This window comes from Pantoea sp. y20 (assembly GCF_054903455.1).
On sequence record NZ_JBUBNJ010000002.1, the window covers coordinates 388,697 to 412,148 of the forward strand.

Sequence of the window (23,452 nt, forward strand, 5' to 3'; positions counted from 1 at the left end):
GTCAGGCCTCGCTGGCCGCGAGAAACTCACGCGTGTAGTTTTCCTGCGTCAGCCCTTGCCGCACGTTGTCGGCGTTCAGCTCTTCCAGCAGTTTGCCGTGATGCATGATGCCAACACGGCTGCACAGATGCGTAACTACGGCTAAATCGTGCGTTACCATCAGATAGGTCAGCCCTCGCTGGCGGCGCATGTTGCTGAGTAAGTTGAGGATCTCCGCTTGCACCGACACATCCAGCGCCGACGTCGGTTCATCCAGCAGCAGCACCGAGGGTTCAAGAATCAACGCGCGCGCAATCGCCACGCGTTGTCGCTGTCCGCCAGAGAGCTGATGCGGATAGCGATAACGGAAGGCATCGGAAAGTCCCACCGCGTGTAATACCTCGCTGATGCGCGCCTCATGGCGATCCAATCCGTGCAGCTTGAGCGGTTCACGCAGGCTGGCCCATACCATTTTGCGCGGATGCAGTGAGGCATACGGATCCTGAAACACCATCTGCACCTGGCGATAAAAAGCTTTATCGCGCTGTGGCTGCTGTTCGCGGTTATTGAACAGAATATGGCCGTGATAATCGTGATTAAGGCCAGCCAGAGCGCGCAAAATTGTCGATTTGCCGCAGCCGGATTCACCAATCAGGCCGTAACTTTCGCCGTACGCCAGCGTAAAACTCACGCTATCCACCACCTGACGACGACGCGTTCCGCTACCGAAAGCGATGGTGAGATCGACCAGTTCGATGCTGCGTTCTGACGTTGGGATCATATTCATAGCGCCACTCCATCGCGGTAGCAGGGACCGTGAAGCCAGTTGGCTTCACGCAGCGGCACGCGCAGCATCTCAACCGGCTGATGCAGACGCGGCTGGCTGGCTAATAGCGCTTGCGTATAGGGATGTTGCGCCTGTTCAAGGCGGTCGGCGCGGATCTCTTCGACGATGCGCCCGGCGTACATCACCAACACGCGGTCACAGAAGCGCGACACAAGATTGAGGTCGTGGCTGATAAACAGCAGCCCGGTTTGGCGGCGCGCCAGTTGCTCGTTGAGAATGCTCAACACCTGCTGGCGCACCGTCACATCCAGCGCCGACGTCGGTTCATCGGCAATGATCAAATCAGGCTCCGGGATTAGCATCATAGCAATCATCACGCGCTGTCCCATGCCGCCGGAGATTTCATGCGGATAGCGCTGCGCGACGCTTTCGACATCGCGAATATGCACCGATTCCAGCATCGCCAGCGCCCGCAGTCGTGCTTCGCCTTTGCTGACACGACGATGCAGCCGCCAGGCTTCCGCCACCTGATCGCCGATGCGCATCAGCGGGTTCAGTGAGAAGCGGGGATCCTGCAGGATCATTGAGATGCGATTGCCGCGAATAGCGCGCATCTGTTTTTCGCTGCAGCTGAGCAGGTCGATATCGCCAAACTGCATCTGATCGGCGCTGACGTGGCCGATTTTCGGCGTCAGCTTCAGCAACGCGCGGCAGGTTTGTGACTTGCCCGAGCCTGATTCGCCGACGATCGCCACTTTTTCACGACCGACCTGAAAACTGACGTCGCGCACCGCATGCTGCTCGCCATGCGCGCTGCGGAATACGATATTCAGGTTCTTGACCTGAAGCAGGGAATTAGTCATGGCGGATATCCATTACGTCGCGCAGGCCATCACCCAACAGGTTGAAGGCGAGGCTGGTGAACAGGATGGCTAAACCGGGAATGGCGGCAACCCAGCCGTTGTTAAGCATGAATTCACGCCCGGAAGCCAGCATCGCGCCCCATTCCGGGCTCGGCGCTTGTGCGCCGAGGCCAAGAAAGCCAAGTCCGGCGGCAGTGAGGATAATCGCCGCCATATTGAGCGTGACGCGCACCACCACGGAAGGCAGACACATCGGCACAATGTGGCGCACGATGATGTGCCACGACGATGCGCCTTGTAAGCGCACGGCAGCGATGTAATCCATTTTGCGGATGGCCAGCGTTTCGGCGCGCGCCAGACGCGCAATCGGCGGCCACGATGAGAGTGAAATCGCGATGATGGCATTCTCGATGCCGGGACCAAGCGCGGCGACGAACGCCAGCGCTAGAATCAGGCTGGGAAAGGCGAGAAAAATATCCACCAGCCGCATCAGAACGGTATCGACCCAACCGCCGAGATAACCGGCGGTGGTGCCGACCAGCAGCCCGAGCGGCGTAATAATCAAGGCGGTCAGCCCGGCGATATACAGCGTGATGCGTGCGCCATACAGCAGGCGGCTGTAGATATCGCGGCCCAGCTCATCCGTGCCGAGCCAATGCTCAGCGTTGGCGGGTTGCAGGCGCAGCGCCAGATTTTGTGCGTAGATATCGTGGCTGACGATCCACGGTGCCAGCAGCGCGGCAGCGATAATCACCAGCAACACCAGCAGACCAAACAGCGCGGAGTGATTGGCGCAAAAGCGGCGCCATTGAATCCACATCAGCTGCACTTGCGCCTGCAACGGCGATTGCGGTGCCGGATCGCGCAGCCAGGCGCGTAAGCTCCGCGAGGCGGGCAGCGTCGGGGATTTGTTCACGGAATCGGTCATGGTTCCTCCTGACGCGTGCGGGGATCAAACAGGCGATAGAGCAGATCGCACAGCAGGTTGAGGGCAACGAAGATGGCACCAATCAGCAAGGTGCAGCCAACCACCGCATTCATGTCGCCGGCCAGCAGCGCATTGGTGAGGTAGCGGCCAAAACCGGGCCAGGCGAACACCGTTTCAGTTAGCACCGCGCCTTCCAGCAGCCAGGCCCACGACAGCGCAACCACGGTCAAGGTCGGCACCGCGATGTTGCGCAGCGCATGCACCCAAACGCAGCGCGCCCACGACAAACCTTTCACCCGCGCGGTAATGATGTACTCCTGCGAAAGCTGCTCCAGCATGAAGCTGCGCACCATGCGGCTGATATAGGCGAGTGCGCTGAGACCCAAAATCGAGGCGGGCAGAATGATGTGACCCAACACGTTGCGTAACACCTCCCATTTGCCGCTCAGCGCGCTATCAATCAACCAAAAGCCGGTCACCGGTTGCAGATCGAACTCGTAGATGAAATCAATGCGTCCTGGACCGCCAATCCAGCCCAGCGTGGCGTAAAATAGTAGCAACCCCATTAGTCCCAGCCAGAAGTGCGGCGTGGAGTAGCTGAGCAAACCGACAAAGCGCATCAGATGATCGAACCAGGTGTTGTGATACATGGCGGAGAGCACGCCCGCCGGTACGCCCAATCCCACGCCGATAATCGCCGCCACCGTTGCCAGCTCCAGCGTGGCGGGAAACACACGGGCGATGTCCTGTGCCACCGGATGGCTGGTGGTGAGCGCGATACCAAAATCAAGATGCAGCAGTTGCCAGACGTAAGCGACAAACTGCTGCCACAGCGGCTGATCGAGGCCGAGCTGCTGGAACATCTTGTCGTACGCTTCCTGGCTGGCGTTATCCCCAATGATCGCCACCACCGGATCGATCGGCAGCAAACGGCCAATAAAGAAGGTGAGTGCGGCCAGCCCCAACAGCGTGCAACCGATCGAAATAACGCCCTTAGAAAGGCGTCGCAACAGACGCCAGCCAGCGGAAGGTGTGTTCTGTGCTAGCGGTGAGATCACCTGAGACATCAGCCACCTCCATTATTTACTTGCGTCACCGTACCAAACGCGGAAACCGTTCCATGTCCAGTTCTTCACCACGGCGTTAATGCCCGCGCTGTTGTACATCTGGAACATGATCGCCATCGGGCCTTTCTGCATCTGCTCTTGCTGCAAATCGGCGTACAGCGCGCTGCGTTTGCTGTCATCCGGCTCCAGCAGCGCGGTCTCCACTTTCTGGTTCATCTGCGGGTCGAAATACGCGGCTCGCCAGCTCGGATACTGCGTGGCGCGCGCCTCTTTGCTGTTATCCGGGTTATAAACCAGACGCGAAGCGTTGCCGTAGGCATCCGGCACCGAGGTTTGCCACGCCATCATCGCGCTCTGGAACTCGCGGCCGCGCACGCGGCTAAACAGCTGCGCATTCGCCATGCGTTCGAGATTGAGTTTCACGCCAATTTTAGCGGCGTTTTGCTGGATGCTTTGCGCGATCGGCGCTGAGTGTGGCAGCGTGCCAAACAGCACCGAGGCGCTAAAGCCGTTGGGATAGCCCGCTTCGGTCAGCAGCTGTTTGGCTTTGTCTAAATCGAGATGGAAGGGCTGTCCTTGTTTGGCATCCAACGCGCCAAAGGCACCTTGCTGTACAAAGCTGGCGCGCGGCACGCCGAGATAAGGCATCACGCTGTTGCCGAGGCCGTCGTAATCGATCAGATAACGCATCGCCAGACGCACTTTTTCATTTTTGAAAATCGGGTCTTCGTTGTTGTAGGTCCAGAAGAACAGCTGCGGCTTCAGCACCTTCTCCACTTTGACCTTGCCGCCTTCATCCAGCGTTTTCAGATCATCTGCCGACAGATCGCGTGCGATATCCACATCACCTTGCGTCACCAGCAAACGCTGTGTGCCGGTTTCGGCGACGTGACGGATCAGAATGCGCTTCAGCAGCGGCGCTTTGCCCCAGTAGTTGGGTGAGGCTTGTAGCACCACGCCTTCACCGGCGTTCCAGCGCACCAATTGATACGGACCGACGCACGCCGTGTGGGTGGAGAGATATTTGTGGCCGAGATCGCTGTCCACCGCTTGCTTCTCAAGCAGTTTGCGATCCAGCAGCGATGAGACGTTATTGGCGGCGATTGCCTGCAGTACCAGATTGGTGGGATAGGCTTTGTCGAAACTCATCACCAGCGTTTTATCATCCGGCGCGGTGATGCGGTTATCAACATTCTCTTTGCTGAAGCCATACTCCTTGATGGCGGCGGCGTTGCCGTATCCGAGTTTCACCACGCGCTGCATCGACCAGGCTAAATCGCCTGCCGTCGCCGGTGAGCCGTCGGCAAACTTCAGGTTGTCCTGCAGATGAAAGGTGATGGTTTTACGATCGGCTGAAACGTCCCAGCTTTTCGCCATGCCGGGATCGAGCTGGGTTTCATCGCTGACGCGAAAATCCACCAGCGTGTCACAGGTATTGGAGTAGATCTCGCTAGTAACCACTTCACCAATTTGTGCCGGATCCCAGGTGCTGATGGCGTCAATGTTCCATGCCATCACCAGCGAGTCGGGCGGCGTGGCGGCCTGCGAAGCGGCGCAGCAACCTGCTGCCAGCGCGATGGCGGCAGTGAGTGTTTTCATCGTCATGCTTCTCTCCTGAGTGGTTACAGATTGTCCGGACGTGGCTGAATCGGCGGCTTAACCTCCGCAGGGATCGGGCAGTGGTACGGTTTCTCGCTCACCTGTTCGAAGTGTGCTTTTTTCACCTGCGCCAGTAGCACTTTGTCGGTCAGCACATCCACCGCCGTCGCTGCCATCACTTTGGCGACATGCGACAGCGCTTTGTGCGCCGCGGGCATTTTGCCCTGCGCGGTAAGCTGCCATGAGTGGCCGGGCGTACCTATCGCCATGGTCGGCACGTGTGCCTGCACGGTGGGGATCACCCAGCTGACATCGCCGACATCGGTGGAGCCGATCATCACTTCGCCGTGAGTATCCAGCGGGATGATGTAGTCGCTGAGTGGTTTAGGATTGGCGGGCTTTACGCCGGTTTTGCGGTAACAGTTTTCGATCTCTTCGGGGGTTAAAGTAGCCTGAATTTCAGCGGCAAAGGCGAGGTCTGCCTGGTCAAACGGCACTGGACCCAGCGCTTCGAGATTGAACTGCATCGCCTGTTCCAGCGGGCGATTGCCGAGCAGATTGGAGACGGCGCTCATGATGCTGATATCGACCTGAGTATCGGTCATCATTGCCGCACCAGCGGCCACGCGCTTAACGCGCTCATTGAGATCAAACATGGTGTGCACATCGCGCGAACGAATCGCGTAGCGCACGGTGGATTTGGCCTGCACCACATTAGGCGCGACGCCGCCGGCATCAAGAAAAGCGTAGTGAATGCGCGAATCCTGCGGCACGTGTTCACGTAAAAACTGCACGCCGACATTCATCAGTTCAGCGGCATCCAACGCGCTGCGCCCGAGATGCGGCGAGGCGGCAGCGTGTGACGATCGGCCACTGAAGGCAAAATCCATCCGCGTGTTGGCTAATGACAGCGGTTTGGCGACTTCATGGTGCGCGCTTGGATGCCAGGTAATAGCAACATCGACGCCATCAAAGGCACCGGCGCGGGCCATAAAGGATTTTGCTGCACCGCCTTCTTCTGCCGGACAGCCGTAATAGCGTACGCGACCCGGCACGCCAGTTTCTTCGAGCCAGGCTTTCAACGCCGTTGCTGCCAGCATAGCGGCTGAACCCAGTAGGTTATGCCCGCAACCGTGGCCATGACCGTTGCCCGGCAGCGGCGAATAGTGCGCAACACCGGCTGCCTGGCTCAGGCCCGGCAGCGCATCGTATTCGCCAAGAAACGCGATGATCGGCCCACCTTCACCGGCTTCGCCCATCACGGCGGTGGGAATCTCCGCCACGTTCTCCGTGACGCGAAAGCCTTGCTGTTTCAGCATCGCGGTATGCTCCGCCACCGAGCGATATTCCGTATAACAGATTTCCGGCATGCCCCACACGCGATCGCTCAGATCACAAAAGTCCGCTTGATGCGTTTCCACCCATTTCCACACTAACGCTTTGTTTTCCATCATGGTCCTCAGCTTGGTTGGTCAGGTATCGCCAGAGGCGGCAGCCTCTCTGAACTCGCAGCATGGAGGAAAACAACAGCGTTAGGCCAATGAGCAATTCACACTCCCCATTCCAAAATTGCATAGTTTGCCGTCAGGCGGCGTCTGCCGTATCGCTGGCGCAAGCGCGCAACCACAGCTGTTCTGCCTGCGGGTTTTGCAGCACCGGCTGACGATAAAGCCGAATTGCCAGCGAGATATCCCAACTGCTTTCATCGGCACGTACCAGGTTGCCGCTGGTCAGCTCTTCGTGGATCAAACTCAGCGGCAGCCAGGCCACACCCGCGCCGGCCAACACCATCGCTTTGAGGTTCACCGACATGCCGTTTTCATACACGGCTTCCAGCGGCAGCGGCCGTTTACTCAGCATCTGCGCCAGCGCGTGGGCGAAGAAGGTGTGCTGGCCGTAACTCAGCCACGGAATTGGTCCGCCGTCAGCGCGCACCGGATAGAGCGGTTTGCCGCTGCTGTCGGGGCGACACACGGCGATAGCGCGCTCGCGGCCCAGTTGAATCATCGGGTACGCCGCCAGCTGATGAATTAAGGAAACTGCATCGTTGGCGTAGGTCAGCAGGAAATCGGTTTCACCGCTGTGCAGAGTAGAAATGTGTTCGACGAAGCTCGGCTTCTGATTACATAAGCGGATATAGCTGAGGTGCGGCTGCAAATTTAGCCGCTGGATCCAGTCGGGAAAGAAGGTCAGCGAAAGGGTATTCAGCATCGCAAAGCGCAGCACGGCGGTGCGTGAACTATAACGCTGATGCAGATCGTTTCGCAGATGCGTCATGGAGAATACCGTTTCGCTGGCGGTGGCGAGAAAGGTTTGGCCTTCCGGCGTTAGGGTGACGGGATAGGTTTTGCGGTCAAACAGCGGCACACCCAGCCACTCTTCTAGCTGGCGGATGCGCCGACTAAGCGCCGATTGCGTGATATGCCGCTCATTGGCGGCGCGGGTAAAACTGTAACAGCGGGCGACACTGAGAAAATCTTCAAACCATTTCAATTCCATAGCGCAGACCTCTTTGGACGAAAGGGAACGATAAGTCACAATTTGTTACACGCAAGAAACGCGCCAGTCTGCGGATGGCCTGATAGCTCGCGTATCAGCTTGATGAGATGAATAAACTGCCGCTGTTGGAGCAGCAACTGCACCCCGCAGGTGCAAGTGAGGATTTTCCCCGTAGGGTGCGCATTGATGCGCACCAAATCGAAATTTACACCTTTCTCAAGCTGCCAAACGCTTGTTTGCCGTTAAAGAACGTCGCCATCACCGGCGCGATGTGCGCAACAGCTTCCGCAGAGCAACTGGCGTTAACCAGCATCATGGTGGCGTGGTCCTGCGCTTTCGGCCATTGCTGTTCGCCGTGGCTATTCAGCGGCAACACCTCGTTGGTGGCGATACCTAACGCGCGGCTCAGAGAATACTCATCCGGCCCACGATAGAGCTGCGAATAGACGTTGGCTTTCTCCAGCATGCTGCCGCTGCCAAAGGGCTGCCAGTGATCGGCGATGGTGTCGGTGCCCGACCACACCGGCACGCCAGCGGCGCGCAATTGCGGCAGCGGCATGATTACGCGACCAATCGGTAAGGTGGTGGCGATACTAAACTGCTGCTCTTTCAGTTCCTCAATCATCGCCGTCAGTTCGTTACCCTGTAACGTCCCCAGGGCAAAGGCGTGGCTGAGGGTGACTTTGCCTTTCAGCTGCGGATTGTCGCGCACCGTTTTTAGCATGTAGCGGATCGCCGCCACACCGTGCGGTTCGGTTTCGTGCAAGTGAATATCGATGGGTGCAGCGAAATCGAGCGCGATGCTGAACAGGGTATCCAGTGACTTCTCCATCGCGCCGTCAACATTAGTTGGGTCCAGTCCGCCGACGTAGTGCGCGCCCATCTTCATCGCTTCACGCATCATGCCTTCAACCTGTGAACGCAATAATCCGTGCTGTGGGAAGGCGACAATGTCGGCATGAAAATCATCGCGATGGCTGGCAATCGCCTGCTGCAGATGCTCCAGACCGTGTAATTTGCTGACCGGATCGATGTTGCAATGGCTGCGTGCAGAACTGCTGCCTTTGGATTGCAGCAGGCCAATTAGTTTCCCGGCACGGATTTCAGAAGTCGGCAGCAGTTCGGGCAGGATCTGCTCTTCCTGATGGATCATATCGATCACGCTGTGGCGCGGCAGCGGCGCGCGCCAGCCTTCGCCGTAGAAGGTTTTATCGAGATGGATGTGCATGTCGCGCGTGGCGGGCAGCAGCAGATAGCCGGCGGCGTCCCACGTTGGCAGATTAAGGCTGACGCCCGCAGGATGAATGGCGGCAATCTTGCCAGCATTCACCTCAACATCATACAAACCGGTTTGCGTGGCGGTGATCACATCTTTATTGCGGATAAAGGCTTCTTCCAGGCGCACATTGCGCAGCAAAAAGTGCGTGGCATCAACGCGGCTGGCAGGCGCCAGTTGGCAGGTTTCTACCGCCTGAATGCTGCGGCTCATGCCCGCGCTGAGTAAGGTACCTGCGGCGGTGAGTTTTATGCCGGCGGAAAGAAAATCCCGGCGATTGCCGGGTGATAAGAGGCTCATGAATTATTCTCCTTGTAGGGGAGAATAACCCTAAAATAGCCGCTGGCAGGGCGCTGCGATATTTTCCACTGCTGGCTATGGTAAAAACTAATGACCTTAGTGATTGCTACTCAGCGAGATGAATTCGTACCTGATGATTTCCGACGTCGCAGCTGAGTGTGATGGCATCATCGGCGCTCAGCACATCATCCAGCCACAGCTGATAAGCGCCGGGCGTGCGCCGCATCTCAATCTCATAGCGCGCGGACCCTTCATGATAAATCACCTTCGCGCCCGGCCATGCTTTGGGCAGACGCGGACGCAGCCGCAATTTATCGCCGTGGCGCGTGATACCAAGCAGGCTTTCGATGATCAGCTGATAAGTCCAGCCCGCCGATCCGGTGTACCACGTCCAGCCGCCGCGACCTTCATGGTTCTCGGCGCTGTAGACATCCGCCGCCATCACATAAGGTTCGACTTTGTAAGTTGCAACAGCATTCGCATCCAGGCTGTGATTGATCGGATTGATCAGCGCCAGCAACGCCCATGCGCGCTCGACCTGGCCCATCTCGGCGAACGCCATAATTGCCCACAGCGCGCCGTGCGTGTATTGCCCACCGTTTTCACGGATGCCAGGCAGATAACCGCGAATGTATCCCGGATTGGGGCCTGCGCCATTGAACGGCGGCGTCAGCAGTTTAATCAGGCCGTTATCGCTATCCACCAATTGCTGATCGAGCGCCTGCATCGCCGAGGCGCATTTGTCGTGATCGCCAGCCGCAGACAGCACCGACCAACTCTGCGCGATGGCATCAATGCGACATTCGGCGTTGCGCTGTGAACCCAGGGTTTCACCGTTATCGAAGTAGCCACGCAGGAACCATTCACCATCCCAGGCGAGCTGATTCAGTGCCGTTTTCAGCTTGTCAGCTTGCTGTTCGCACAAGCTGGCGGCTTCCGGCTGATCGATACGGGTGGAGAGCGCGGCAAAGCGCGTGAGCACGCTGTAAAGGAAAAAGCCGAGCCAGACGCTTTCACCTTTACCGGCAATACCCACTTCGCTCATGCCGTCATTCCAGTCGCCGGAACCCATCAGCGGCAAACCATGCTCACCAAACCTCAGACCATGCTGGATGGCACGCAAGCCATGCTGCCACAGGTTTTCCTGCAGCTGACTGACGTTCGGCAGGCTGTAAACCGACTCTTCTTCGGCGGTGAGCAGTGGCGCTTCAAGATAGCTAATCGGCTGTTCTAACAGCGCAAGATCCTCCGTAGCGGTGATGTAGTGGCAGAGTGCAAAGGGCAGCCAGAGATAATCATCTGAGCAGCGGGTGCGCACGCCGCGTCCGGTGGGCGGATGCCACCAATGCTGCACATCGCCTTCAGGGAACTGGCGGGAAGCGCACAGCACCAGCTGATCGCGCAGTAAGTTGGGCGCGGCGTGGGTGAGCGACAACGTATCCTGCAGTTGATCGCGGAAGCCAAACGCGCCACCGGACTGATAATAACCGCTGCGCGCCAGCAAACGACTGGCCAGCGTTTGGTACAGCAGCCAGTTATTCGCCAGCAGATTCACCGCTGTATCGGGCGTCTGCACCTCGACTTTGTTTAACAGATTGCGCCATTGCTGCTGCACTTTCGCCAGTTCGGCTTCCGCCTGTTCGCTGGGAAGAAATTGCTGCATCAGCGTCAACGCCGCTGCGGTATCTTCCGCCGCGCCTAACACGAACACCAGCGTGCGCGTATCGCCGTCAATCAAGGTGGTCAGCGTTTGCAGAGTGGCGCAGGGATCGAGTCCCGCGCCGGTGTTACCCGACAAGCCTCGCGCTTGCATTATCGCTGGCTTGCGCGTCGAACCATTGCGGCCCAGACACTCAAGGCGATTACCGCTGAAAGCAATCTGATTGCCGGATGCGGCGAAGAAGGCGGTGCGCATCGATCCGCTGCTGGTATAGGGATTTACCGCCAGAATGGCGCTGCCATCTGCCACTATCGCCGCAGAAGTTTGTACATGGCGGGCAGATTGGCTCATCAGCTCACCCAGAACCCATTCGACGTAGCCGGTGATCGACAAATGACGGGTTTTGCCAGACAGATTACTGAGCTGAATCAGGGTGATTTTCGCCGCCTGCTCGCCAGCTACGAAGGTGGTGAGCGTGCTGCTAATGCCTTGCTCCTGATGCATAAAGCGGCTGTAACCCATGCCGTGCTGCGTCAAATAATCTCCGGCGCCGCGCATCGGCAGCGGCATAGGTGACCAGACATCGCCGCTCTCCTCATCGCGCAAATAAAAGGCTTCGCCCGACGTATCGCTGACCGGATCGTTGTGCCACGGCGTCAGGCGGTATTCATGCGCATTTTCATACCATGTGTAGGCCTGACCACTTTCTGAAATCACGCTACCAAACTGTTTATTTGCCAGCACATTGCACCAGGGCGCGGGCGTCTGCTGATGTGGGGACAACAAAATGTGATATTCACTGCCATCGGCGCTGTAGCCGCCGGTGCCATTAAACAACTGCACGCTTTCCGGCGCAGCGAGGCGGGCGGGCGCGGGAAAGGCCTGTTTATGCGCCAGGAAGCGGCAAGGCGGCGCCACCGGCTGCGGTTTTAACAGCACCGTCAGCTGGTCGGCCAAACTGCCGTTGCGGCCTTCCAGCACCACGGCAGCTACGCTGAGTAGCAGCGTGACATCTTCGGGCGCAAAGTGCTCGCTTTGGCGCAGGAAGATGCCGCCAGGCTTGTCGGTCAGCATCTGCATCTCGCCTGATGAAATCATTTTGATCAGCTGATTTTGCAACAGCTGCTGATAGCCGATTTGCTCGCCGTTGAGGATCACCAAATCTACCGTCAATCCTTTCTGGCGCCAGTATTGATGCGCTTTAATCAGATTGCTCACCAGGCTGAGCTGGGTACCGTTTTCGATGCGCACCAGCACGATCGGTAAGTCGCCAGACAGCGAGTGTCGCCACAGCGACGATTGTCCCAGGCGATTCTGCTGCAGACGCTGGCTTTCGCCGCGCATTTCAGGGCTGGCAAAAATCACCGCGCTGGCGAGCTGGTTATACAAACTGGCATCTTCAGCGAGGATATTCAGCTGACGCAGCGCCACCTGGCTGTGAGAAGCCGCCATTTCAAATACCCGATTGGCGTAGACATTGTTGCGATACTTCTCAATCAAGCCAAGGCAGACATCACGCTGCGTGGTGACGCCATACACCAGATCGAGGGTGACGGATTTACCCGCTTTGATGGCGATTTTCTGGCGAATCGACAGCAATGGATCGAGCACCGCACCTGCGCTGCCGCTGAGTACGCCATCGGCTGCCATCGCCTGCGGATCGGCGGCAGTTCTGCCGCGACCAATAAACTGCGCGCGGTCGGTTTCATAATGCGTATCGCGCTCGCTGGTGCCGTGAATCAGCAGGGCGTGGAACATCCACAGCGGCTCGGTTTTCTCATCGCGCGGGCGGCGATGCGCCAAAATCGCTTCCAGTTCAGTGACGATTTCGGTTTGCACAAACAGGTTGCTGAACGCCGGATGCGCCATATCGCTGGCGGCAGAAGCCAGCACCACTTCCGCATAGCTGGTGATGTCTATTTCACGCAGCTGGCGTGAATGGTTGGTCAGGACGATGCGGCGGATTTCCACATCATCTTCTGGCGACACCACCACCTGAGTGCGGGTGCTGAGCGTTTCCATGCGCGATTCAAACTCCGCGCCGGCGTCGGTAAAGCGCGCAATGTGCTGCGGGCGCGCATCACCGCTGGGCTGGAACGTCGGGCTAATCAGCTCGCCGGATTGGCGATCGCGGATGTAGCAGAAGATACCGTGCTGATTGCTGGTGCCATCGGCGCGCCAGCGGGTTAACGCCAATCCTTTCCACTGGCTATACCCGGTGCCGGATTGCGTCACCATCACATGATAATTGGCATTCGACAGCAGCTGGATTTGCGGCAGATGCGCCGCCGAGCCGCTGAACTCGCGCAGTTCGGGCGTATCTGAACGCGGTTTGATCTCGCTGGTGTCAACGAACTGCCGACGCGGGGTATACAGCTCAATGTCATCCGGCACGCGCTCCTGCAGCAGCAAGTAGGAAGACTGGAAGCGCGCACTCGACATAAACCGCGCCACCATCGGCGCTTCATGCAGCAGGTGCGAAATCGCCAGAAAACCCATGCCCTGGTGGTGCGCCATGTAGGTTTTCACCGCGACAAATTGCTGGCCGCGCGCCAGGCGCTGCGCGGTGAAATCGAGCGCCTCGTAGAAACCGTATTTGCCGCAGGCACCCATTTTTTTCAATCGCATCAGGTTGTCGGTGGCCTGATGCGGCAGCACCATCAGCGCCAACAGCGAGGCGTAGGGCGCAACCACATGATCATCGTTGAGGCCACGCTTCAGCCCTAACTCTGGGGTACCAAAGGCTTTGTATTGATAGTTTTGGCTGTCATCGAACGCGGCGTAAGCCGACTCGGAGACGCCCCACGGAATCTGCGCGGCATCACCGGACGCGATCTGCTGCTTCACCGCCGACAGTGCCATTTTTTCCAGCAGCGTATCCGGGTAAACCGGCATCACCAGATGCGGCATCAGGTACTCAAACATCGAGCCGCTCCACGACATCACCGCCGGTTTGTTATCCAGTTGGGTGAACAAACGGCCCAGCACGAACCAGCTTTTTACCGGCAGCTGATTAGCAGAGATGGCGTAGTAGTGCGTCAGGCGCACTTCGGACGGGAAGAGATCGTAATGGCCTTTATCGAGCGCGCCGCTGTCGAGATTGTAACCCACGCTGAGCAGCGCGGTTTTTTCGACATAGAGAAAGCGGAAATCCATTTTTGCATGATCTTCCAGCCGTCCTTCCAGCTCCAGCAAGGTCGCCATGCGTTCACGTGCGGCCCACATCACAGACGCCGCGAGCTGAGAATGGAGGCCGGGGCGATGACGCTCTAACTCACTCAGCCACAGCAGAGAAGGTAAGGCGGCAGGCAGATCATCATCCGGCGTGAGCCAGCTGAAAAACAGCGTCCACTCCTGCTGCAAATCGCTGAGCTGGTGGATAAACCGTTCGAACCATTTCACCTGCAACGGCGGCAGCTGCATCTGCGCCAGCAGAATTTCACTCTGCGCGATCAGCGACGAGAGATGGTTGGCAATCGCAGCGGGCGAGGCCTGCTGTAGCGCAGTAAACTGCTCGCTTAACTCATCCCAGCGATCGTTACGCTCTGTGCCCATTTGCGCTTTCGCCAGCAACAAGGTGTCATTCAAGCCCGCCATAATCACCGGTAAAGCCAGCACCGGTAGATGCTTCCACTGCGCCAGTCCGGCTTGCAGGGTGGCGAGGTGCGCGGCGAGATTGCCGCTATCGACGGTAGAAATGTAGCGCGGATTTAACGGTTTCAGCGTGTAAGTGTCATACCAGTTGTAGAGATGTCCACGAAAATGCTCCATGCGATCGAGGCTATCCAGCGTGGCGAGCGAACGGGCTATCACCTGTTTCTGCGTAATGTAGCCAAAATCCCATGCGGTTAAATTGGCCAGCAGCGACAGCCCGATATTGGTCGGCGAGGTGCGATGCGCTACCACCGGCTGCAACACTTCTTGAAAGTTATCCGGCGGCAAGTGGTTATGTTCGGCGGTGACGAAATCTTCAAACCAAGCCCAAGTGTGACGCGCGGTGTGGCGTAAAAACTGTTGCTGCTCGGTGGAGAGCTTTTTCTGGCGCGAATGGGCCGGTTTACTCAACTGCCACAACAGCCACGGTGTGATCAGCCACAGCAGCGAGATCGGCAGCGCCACCGCAATCAATTCAGGATTAACCAGCGCGGTTAAAAGTGACAGTGCAACGCCCGCCGCTGGGTTAAACCACATCGCCTGATAAAAATGGCGCAGTGACGGCGTGGGCGATGAACTGCCCGCCGAGGCGCTTTTCCATTCATGGAGAAACTGCCCGCTCACGTTGAGTCGCCACAGCGTGACAATAATCGCCTTCAGCGACCAGTAGCTTTCATGCGGTAGTGTCGCCAGCGTCAGTCCCGCGCGGCTCAGGCGCATTAACGCATCCGAAGACAGGATAGAGAGATGATGCTGCCAGGCGCGCGTCTTGTTTTTGCGCATGCCTTCCATGCTCAACGCTAAGGCGCTGGGCAACAGCAGGAACAGCGCAATGCAGCCGAGCCAAAACGGCGGATTCGCCACCCAACTAAATGCCAGAAACATCAGCAGCAGCAAGGCGGGCGCAATCAGACTGCGACGCAGGTTGTCGAACAATTTCCAGCGCGACAGTGCACTGAGCGGATTGGCCTGATAGCCGCCATCCTCCAGTCGCACGCGTAGTTTCAGCCAGTTCAGCAGCTGCCAGTCACCGCGTACCCAGCGGAAACGCCGCGCGACATCGCTGAGATAGTTATCCGGATAGTGTTCGTACAGCACCACATTGCTGACCACACCGGAGCGCGCATAACAGCCTTCCAGCAAATCATGGCTGAGCACCAGATTTTCCGGGCAGGTATTACGCGTCGCGCGGGTAAAGGCCGCCACATCGTAAATGCCTTTGCCGACAAACGAACCTTCGCCAAACAGATCCTGATAGATATCGGAAGACATCGATGAATACGCATCGTTGCCCGGCACGCTGCTGGAGAGACGCGCGTAGCGGCCCTGGCCAAAGGGCGGAATCTCCTCCGCCAGACGGGGCTGCAGAATGGCATAACCTTCCACCACGCGATTCAGGCTGTCATCAAACACCGGCGCATTGAGCGGATGCGCCATAATGCCAATCAGCTTGTGCGCGGTTTCTCGCGGCAGAATGGTGTCGCTATCGAGGGTAATGACGTATTTCACCGTGCGCATTTGCGCCTGGCTGGCGCCGACGATGACGTTAAACATCTCCGCTTCGCCCTGCAGCCAGCGATTGAGCGCATGCAGTTTGCCGCGCTTACGCTCATAACCCATCCACACGCCCTGCGAAGGGTTGTGCACGCGGTTGCGATGCAGCAGAGAAAACAGCACATCACTGTGCGACTTGCTGCTGTAACGGCGGTTGAGCGCCTGAATTTTCAGCACCGCGTAACCGATGATTTCGGCATCATCGTCATCGTGTTCGGCCGCGCTGTCGGTGAAATCGGCCAGCAGCATAAAGCTGATGTTGTCGAGCGCGTTACCGAGATAGCTGGTTTCAATCGACCGCAACAGCGCATCGGTGCCATGTTTGCTGCTGATTAAACAGGGGATCACCACCAGCGTGCGATCGCCATCCGGTACCGCCCGCTCGTAATCAAGTCGCGGAAGCGGTACCGGATGGCGGGTGCGGGTTGTCACTTCGCTGAGCAGCTGCAGGGCGAGCTGGCTGCTGATTAAAATTACCGCCGGCACCAGTAACAGCCACAGCACCACCGACATCGCGGATTGATGAGTGAAAAACAGCGCTTCGGCGCTGAAAGCGGTGGTCAATAACGTCAGGCTGCCCAGCCAGGAGAGCAGCGGCGTTTGGCTGAGATGATGGCGCGCCTGATTCAGCCAGGAACGGCGCGGCTTTAGCTGTTGCTCAAGCTGCGCACGCCCTTTATCCAGTAGGAAGTAACCAATATGCTGTTGGCGCGCTGGCAATGCAGCCTGACGACTCAGCGCCAAAACCTGATTAGCAACGTTTAGCTCGTCGAATTCGCTCTGGCGAGCCAGCTCTTCAACCACATGCCGATATTGATCGCGGCTGTCAAAATGCATCTGGGGATAAATCCCGGCGGGATCCTGCGCCAGCACTTGCTCGACCAGGCTCAGCGACTCCACCAAATCCTGCCAGTTGATTTCGCCAAGCTGGCGCAATCCGGCAATGCTGTTGCTGACCGAGAGCTGACTTAGTGCCAGCTGGCGGTTGAATTGTTCAATCACATCCGCAGTATTACGCCCGGTGTTCAGCAGGTGTTGCTCCACCCAGGTCAACGCCAGCGAGTGATTCTGCCCATTCAGTTTGCGCGCCAGTTCGGCGACAAACGCTCCGGAAAGCTGATCGTTTTTGTGCGCCATATCGGCGATCACCTGAATCACGCGAGTGGCGTCCCTGGCGGAGTGATGAACGATCTCATTAATCCACGCTTCGGCCTGGCTGCGCTCCTGATGAATCTCAGCAACGCCTTGCGCAATACGTGCGAGGTTATCGAGCAGCGCAAAGCGCAGCATGGCGGGAAGCGCCCAGAGTTCACCCATCAGCAGCGGCGTCACGCGTTGATAAGCATGAATAAAGGTCGCCAACACTGCTGACTCTAAGCGGCCATCACTGTGGCTGATCATCTCATCCGCGATCGCCTGAATGCGCAAAGAGTGCGCGGGGTCTTTCAGCGCAGGTAAACCCTGACCAAATTGGGTGGGCAACAGATGGCGCACCATCCGAATTTGCTCTTCAATAATATAAAAATTATCCAGCAACCATTCGCCAGCCGGTGTCAAATTACGCTTCTCACCGGTACTTAATATTTCAGCGCTTTTTATCAGCGCCTGTTCGTTTTCCGTCAGCCGCTGCAATAATTTATAGCTTTTTTTGGCGTCGGAAAGATGATGCGTTTTTGCCAGACGCTCGCCATATATTTCCATTTGCCGCTCGGAAAAAACATCTGGCCGGTTCGCCTGGTAAACACCGCTGTGATGTAAAAACTCAAAACTACTGCGTGCCGTTGCCGGAAGCGCACTACTGCTAATGAATGACCCGGTGGGAAGTTTATTTTTCATAATGGCGTCGCAAAAAATCCAATGGATTATAAAAGTCAGCACTATCAACAGGAAAGTCGACGGTATAAGAGAGGGCGAGGGAAAATATTTGTCTTATTTGAGTATAGTGCCAAATCGATCTTACGGTTGGTTTATAAAATAAAAGTTAATTTAAAACATTTAACTGAACGTAATGATGGGGTTGAGGATCTTTAACGTTGCTGTCAAGTGTGAGTGGCAATGAAAAAAATCAGGTGTGTTAGAATCAGTTAACGGAAAAAGGAAATAAATTATGAGCTGGTTAAATCAATTTTTAGAAAGCTTATCACGCCGGGAAGTCAAAACTCAGTGTCCAGTCTGTAAAAAGTTTTGCCCACAATCTTCCTTAAAGCAAGCGCGCGGACAGGCTATGTTGTGCCCGCACTGTAAATCACTGTTTATTGCCGAGGAGTAAGCGAATGCGCCATATTCTTGAATGGATTGATGTAAATGAACAAGCGCCCGGCTACAAGCAGGAGTGCATCGTGCAATTTGAAAATGGTGAGGTGCAGGGCGGATGGCTTTACGGCGGGCAATCGCGCAGCGGCGAGCATATTTTCCTTGAAGCGCATGCGGAATATGAAACCAGCATGGAGGTGAATTTCTGGATGTCATTGCCGCCAGCGCAACCGGACCAACTCGCTGCGTTTCACTCGCCGATATGAAAGAGCACAAGATAATATTATCTCTCATATTCGATAAATGACCGTTGCGCTTCAGCCTGATCGACAAACTGAAAAGCGTAAGGATGTATCAGTTGTTCATCACAATACCAGCAGTCATTAACACGTTTAAAAACGGCACCCTGATGAAAGGGTTGAGTTTTATCCAAACGCATAACGGCATATTTGCCATTGTTGAAGGTAACTTCATACAGAGAAATTAATCCGAGCGGCATTAATCTGCGTTCGTGAATAATTTCGCCGTTGAGCTCTGGCGGGTCTGGCTTTTTCATTATGTTCTCTCCGATTGACCTGGTTTAAGTCTGGCAATGATTTAAACAATTCGATGAGTTTATTTTCAGGCTTCGCTTGTGAATTATTTATTGTCCGCCAGGATTAAGTCAGGCTTATGTGCCGGCGTAATTCCTTATTCACTCTCGCCCACGTTTTTACCTACCTGATATTCTATTTTACTAAAAGGCCATATTATGACGATTAAAACACTGCAAGATCTGTTTGTGCATGATCTTTCTGATATTTACAGCGCAGAAAAACAGATCACCAAAGCGTTACCAAAAATGATTCGCGCCGCCTCTGATCCTAATCTGGTTGCGGCTTTTAAACAGCACCTCGAAGAAACACGCGGACAAATTGAACGTATTGATCAACTGGTTGAGCTCACGGAAGGCGTGCAGATCAAACGAATGAAATGCCATGCGCTGGAAGGTCTGGCCGAAGAGGCGCAGGAAATTATCGATGAAGTAGAAAAAGGGCCGGTTTGCGATGCTGGACTGATCGGTGCCGCACAGAAAGTTGAGCACTATGAGATCGCCACCTACGGCACCTTGCGCGCCTTAGCTCTGAAGCTGGATTATCAGGATGCCGCCAGGTTACTGGGTGAAACGCTGGAAGAAGAAAAAGCCACTGATGAAAAACTGACGCTGATTGCTGAAGAGCAGGATTAATTCCTCGTAGAGGAGGTTGATGCATCGGCTAAAAATGCCCAACCTCTTCGATCCTGAAAAATCCGCTTGCGAATTCCTGGGTTAAAAATCACTTCATTCTCAGTATGCTAATCCCTATTTTTTCAAACTAACGTTTGAACACTGTTCTGAATACAGAGGGATTTGCATGTCTGCTCATCATCACTCCGCAGAGCCCAAAACGATTTTACGTGCTGGGCGCTTCTTATTGATGCAGAAACTGTTACGCCGCGACAAAACGCCGATCGCACTATTACTGCTGGCTGCGCTGGTCGGTGTGCTAACCGGTTTGGTTGGCGTAGCCTTTGATAAAGCGGTGAATTTTGCGGTGCAGACGCGATTGAGCTGGCTCGCGGATGCCGGTGACAATCTGCTGGTGAAAATAATCGGTGCGTTTTTCCTTTCGGCATTATTAGGCGCTATTGGCTATTTCCTGGTGCGACGTTACGCGCCAGAAGCGGGCGGATCGGGTATTCCTGAAATCGAAGGCGCGCTAGAGGAGCTCCGACCGGTGCGCTGGTGGCGCGTACTACCGGTGAAATTCATTGGTGGTATGGGCGCATTAGGTTCAGGCATGGTGTTGGGTCGCGAAGGGCCAACCGTGCAGTTGGGTGGCAATATCGGCGGCATGTGTGTCGATCTGTTCCGCGTTAAATCTTCTGAATCTCGCCACACGTTGCTGGCAACCGGCGCTGCCGCGGGTTTATCGGCCGCCTTCAATGCGCCGCTGGCGGGCATCCTGTTTATTATTGAAGAGATGCGTCCGCAATTTCGCTACAGCCTGATTTCCATCAAAGCGGTGTTTGTCGGCGTTATCGTCTCCAGCATTGTTTTCCGCGTGTGTAATGGTAATGAGGCGATCATCAATATTGGTCAGTTGCAGGATGCGCCAACTAATACGCTGTGGCTTTATCTGGTATTAGGTGTGTTATTCGGTGGCTGCGGCGTGGCATTTAATCGCTTCATTTTCCTCGCGCAGGATCAGTTTCAGCGCTTGCACCAAGGTCGCGTGGCACCTTGGGTGATGTGGGGAAGCTTACTGGCTGGCGCGTGCGGCGTGATTGGCCTGGTGCTGCCACAAGCCATCAACGGCGGGATTGCCCTGATCCCCGATTTCTCCAGCGGTAGCTATAGCGCGCTGGCCTTGTTTCTGCTCTTCGCACTGCGCACGCTCATCACTGTCTGCTGTTTCTCCTCCGGCGCGCCAGGCGGTATTTTCGCCCCGATGCTGACGCTAGGCACGCTGCTCGGCACCTGCTTCGGCCAGCTCTGCATGCAGTGGCTGCCGGGTTTACATTTGGAGCCGGCAACCTTTGCCGTGGCCGGAATGGGCGCGCTGTTTGCGGCGTCGGTGCGCGCGCCGCTGACCGGCATTGTGCTGGTGCTGGAGATGACCAACAATTATCAGCTGATTTTGCCGATGATCATTACCTGTCTCGGCGCAACGCTGGCCGCGCAATTCTTCGGCGGCAAACCGCTGTACTCCGCGCTTCTTGCGCGCACGCTGGCGAAGGCGAAACAAACTGCGTAATGCTTTCCCTGCGGGCGCTGACGCGTCTGGCAAAAGTGACCTCGGGCTGCGCATTGTGCTACGAAGCATACGTCCGCGTCCCGGGCAGAAATGCACTCATCAACCAACCCGAAAACGCCGTCATCGCTGCGCTTTCTGGCCGCGATTGCAAACGCGTTAACCAGTAGCCGCCGAGATCGATTTCAGCGGCGAAAGGGCGCACCAGCTTCTCACTTTGCAGCAGGTGATTGAAAATCCTCACCGGTGCCAGCGCAATCCCCGCACCTAACAACGCCGCTTCAATCATCGTCAGCGACGAGTCAAAAATCATCACCGGATGCGCAGGCGATGGCGCATGTTCGTTAATGCTTTGCAGCCATTGGCTCCACTCATCACGGCGGAATGAGCGCAGCAGGGTAAATTTGTGCACGTCTGCAGGCTGTTGCAACTGCCGGGCAATGTCCGGAATACACAGCGGTGATAACGGCGCAGGACAAATAAACTGCGCCTCGGTGCCGTGCCAGGCGCCGCTACCAAAGCGAATGGTGTAATCGTGGCCTTCAGCAGCCGGATCGACGCGATTGTTGTGGGTGGAGAGCTGCAGCTCAATGTGCGGATAACGGCGGTTAAAATCCTCTAATCGCGGCAACAGCAAGCCGGTGGCAAAGCTTCCCACCACGCCAACTTTCAATTTTTCACGCATTTGACCGGACGAGAAACGATCCAGCGTATCAGCAATCCGATCGAAAGAGTCATTGAGCACTGGCAACAGGCTTTCGCCTTCTGTGGTTAGCATCAATCCGCGCGACACCCGCACAAACAGCTGGCAACCGAGCTGCTGCTCCAGCGATTTTACCTGCTGGCTCACGGCTGCATGGGTTACGTGCAGCTCAATCGCCGCATTAGTAAAACTTAGATGACGTGCAGCGGCTTCAAAGGCTCTGAGCGCGTTTAGGGGAATATAGGGTCGTGTCATGCGCCAACCTGTAAGATTTTCTATTGTCTGACGCTAAAATTAACAGTTTGTTGCACCCTGTCAAATTGGTCAAACTGCCTGCGGAACAACAACCCGGAAGGTTAACTACAGTGAAATTGATTTCTCAAACATTGATAGCAACAGCGCTGACCTCGGCGTGCTCCATGGCGTTCGCCGCGAAGGCGGATGTGCAGGCAACCGTTGATCAGGCGATCAAACCGCTAATGCAGCAGCAATCGATTCCCGGCATGGCGGTGGCGGTGGTGGTTAAAGGCCAGCCTCACTATTTCACCTGGGGCATGGCGGATGTCAAACAGCAGCGCCCGGTCACCCAAGACACGCTGTTTGAGCTGGGTTCGGTGAGTAAAACCTTCACCGGCGTGCTGAGTGGCGTTGCGGTGAATAAAGGAGAGATCGCGCTGAGCGATGCTGCCAGCAAATATTGGCCGGCACTGAACACGCCGCAGTGGCGCGACATCACGCTGCTGCAGCTGGCGACTTACACCGCTGGCGGCTTGCCGCTGCAGGTGCCCGATGCCGTGACCGAAGAAAAGGCGCTGGCGAACTTCTATCAACAGTGGCAACCGCAGTGGGCGCCGGGCAACACGCGTCAATATGCCAACAGCAGCATCGGCTTATTTGGCTGGCTGGCGACGAAACCCAGCGGGCTGACTTTTGAACAGGCAATGCAGCAGCGCGTATTCACGCCATTGCAGCTCAAGCACACCTTTATAACCGTGCCTGACGCCGCGAAAAATGCTTACGCATGGGGCTACCGCGAAGGCAAACCGGTGCGCGTGTCGCCGGGCATGCTGGATGCTGAAGCCTATGGCGTGAAGTCGTCGATTAAAGATATGGCGCGCTGGATGCAGGCCAATATGGATCCGCAGCAGGTTAACGATAAGCCGCTGCAGCAGGCGCTGGATTTCGCGCAAACGCGTTTCTATCGCACCGATGCGCTCTATCAAGGTTTGGGGTGGGAGATGCTGGATTGGCCCGCTCAGGCGGAGATGGCGGTGAAGGGCGCGGATAACAAGGTGGCGCTTGGGCCGCAGCCGGTGCGGGATGCCGAATCACATCCGCGTGTCAGCGCGTCGTGGGTGCATAAGACCGGCGCAACCGGTGGGTTCGGTGCTTATGTCGCCTTCATCCCGGAGAAGCAGGTCGGCATTGTGATATTGGCGAACAAAAATTATCCCAATACCGAGCGGGTTAAAGTCGCGATGCAGATTCTGAAAGCGTTGCAGTAAGCGTATGGGGCGAACGCCTCGCCCCATCAACTACACTTAATGGGTGATCAA

General features: G+C 56.5%; 16 protein-coding genes. 5 read left to right on the plus strand and 11 right to left on the minus strand.

Features of this window, described 5'->3' with window-relative positions; translation table 11 throughout:
- Nucleotide 1: 1 nt before the first annotated feature.
- The 9 genes from ACYAC5_RS21625 to ACYAC5_RS21665 all read right to left on the minus strand — a co-directional run bounded on the left by ACYAC5_RS21625 (nt 2) and on the right by ACYAC5_RS21665 (nt 18,002).
- A complete protein-coding gene (locus ACYAC5_RS21625) occupies nt 2-766 on the minus strand; it encodes an ABC transporter ATP-binding protein (protein WP_309837546.1) in 765 nt (254 codons plus the stop codon).
- A complete protein-coding gene (locus ACYAC5_RS21630) occupies nt 763-1,629 on the minus strand; it encodes an ABC transporter ATP-binding protein (protein WP_192234809.1) in 867 nt (288 codons plus the stop codon). The genes ACYAC5_RS21625 and ACYAC5_RS21630 overlap by 4 nt, the downstream gene beginning before the upstream one ends.
- Nucleotides 1,622-2,557 (minus strand): ABC transporter permease, encoded by a 936-nt coding sequence (locus tag ACYAC5_RS21635; protein WP_192234811.1) that lies wholly within the window; start codon nt 2,555-2,557, stop codon nt 1,622-1,624. Before ACYAC5_RS21635 ends, ACYAC5_RS21630 begins: the two co-directional genes overlap by 8 nt.
- Entirely contained in the window at nt 2,554-3,624 is a 1,071-nt protein-coding gene (locus ACYAC5_RS21640; RefSeq protein WP_462063412.1) for an ABC transporter permease, read from the minus strand. The genes ACYAC5_RS21635 and ACYAC5_RS21640 overlap by 4 nt, the downstream gene beginning before the upstream one ends.
- Before the next feature lie 12 nt (nt 3,625-3,636).
- Nucleotides 3,637-5,229 (minus strand): ABC transporter substrate-binding protein, encoded by a 1,593-nt coding sequence (locus ACYAC5_RS21645; protein WP_192413035.1) that lies wholly within the window; start codon nt 5,227-5,229, stop codon nt 3,637-3,639.
- 17 nt (nt 5,230-5,246) lie between these two features.
- The gene (locus ACYAC5_RS21650; RefSeq protein ID WP_192413480.1) at nt 5,247-6,674 is read right to left on the minus strand and encodes a M20 family metallopeptidase; all 1,428 of its coding nucleotides are present in this window, start codon (nt 6,672-6,674) and stop codon (nt 5,247-5,249) included.
- 133 nt (nt 6,675-6,807) lie between these two features.
- On the minus strand, nt 6,808-7,722 hold the full coding sequence (locus ACYAC5_RS21655; RefSeq protein ID WP_192234817.1) for a LysR family transcriptional regulator: 915 nt from the start codon (nt 7,720-7,722) through the stop codon (nt 6,808-6,810).
- A gap of 205 nt (nt 7,723-7,927) precedes the next feature.
- Nucleotides 7,928-9,298, minus strand: coding sequence for an amidohydrolase (locus tag ACYAC5_RS21660; protein ID WP_192413034.1), 1,371 nt, complete (start codon nt 9,296-9,298; stop codon nt 7,928-7,930).
- 106 nt (nt 9,299-9,404) lie between these two features.
- On the minus strand, nt 9,405-18,002 hold the full coding sequence (locus tag ACYAC5_RS21665) for a GH36-type glycosyl hydrolase domain-containing protein (protein WP_462063023.1): 8,598 nt from the start codon (nt 18,000-18,002) through the stop codon (nt 9,405-9,407).
- A gap of 271 nt (nt 18,003-18,273) precedes the next feature.
- Here ACYAC5_RS21665 and ACYAC5_RS21670 point away from each other — a divergent pair, with 271 nt between their 5' ends.
- Together ACYAC5_RS21670 and ACYAC5_RS21675 are read left to right on the plus strand one after the other, a co-directional pair.
- Nucleotides 18,274-18,435 carry a YnfU family zinc-binding protein gene (locus ACYAC5_RS21670; protein WP_217548267.1) on the plus strand — a complete coding sequence of 54 codons (162 nt, stop codon included), beginning with the start codon at nt 18,274-18,276 and terminating at the stop codon, nt 18,433-18,435.
- Nucleotides 18,436-18,439: 4 nt separating this feature from the next.
- The gene (locus ACYAC5_RS21675) at nt 18,440-18,685 is read left to right on the plus strand and encodes a hypothetical protein (protein ID WP_101761527.1); all 246 of its coding nucleotides are present in this window, start codon (nt 18,440-18,442) and stop codon (nt 18,683-18,685) included.
- A gap of 17 nt (nt 18,686-18,702) precedes the next feature.
- Here ACYAC5_RS21675 and ACYAC5_RS21680 read toward each other — a convergent pair whose 3' ends face one another.
- Nucleotides 18,703-18,975 carry a hypothetical protein gene (locus ACYAC5_RS21680; RefSeq protein ID WP_462063024.1) on the minus strand — a complete coding sequence of 91 codons (273 nt, stop codon included), beginning with the start codon at nt 18,973-18,975 and terminating at the stop codon, nt 18,703-18,705.
- 195 nt (nt 18,976-19,170) lie between these two features.
- Here ACYAC5_RS21680 and ACYAC5_RS21685 point away from each other — a divergent pair, with 195 nt between their 5' ends.
- Together ACYAC5_RS21685 and clcA are read left to right on the plus strand one after the other, a co-directional pair.
- Nucleotides 19,171-19,647 (plus strand): YciE/YciF ferroxidase family protein, encoded by a 477-nt coding sequence (locus ACYAC5_RS21685; RefSeq protein WP_137387363.1) that lies wholly within the window; start codon nt 19,171-19,173, stop codon nt 19,645-19,647.
- A 166-nt stretch (nt 19,648-19,813) separates the two neighbouring features.
- Nucleotides 19,814-21,196, plus strand: a complete 1,383-nt coding sequence (gene clcA, locus ACYAC5_RS21690) for a H(+)/Cl(-) exchange transporter ClcA (protein WP_462063026.1) — start codon at nt 19,814-19,816, stop codon at nt 21,194-21,196.
- Nucleotides 21,197-21,254: 58 nt separating this feature from the next.
- Here clcA and ampR read toward each other — a convergent pair whose 3' ends face one another.
- Entirely contained in the window at nt 21,255-22,151 is an 897-nt protein-coding gene (gene ampR / locus ACYAC5_RS21695) for a LysR family transcriptional regulator AmpR (RefSeq protein ID WP_462063028.1), read from the minus strand.
- Nucleotides 22,152-22,267: 116 nt separating this feature from the next.
- On the opposite strand from ampR, the gene blaPSZ reads away from it, so the two are divergent.
- Entirely contained in the window at nt 22,268-23,401 is a 1,134-nt protein-coding gene (gene blaPSZ, locus ACYAC5_RS21700) for a PSZ family class C beta-lactamase (RefSeq protein ID WP_309837901.1), read from the plus strand.
- The last annotated feature ends 51 nt before the right edge of the window (nt 23,402-23,452 follow it).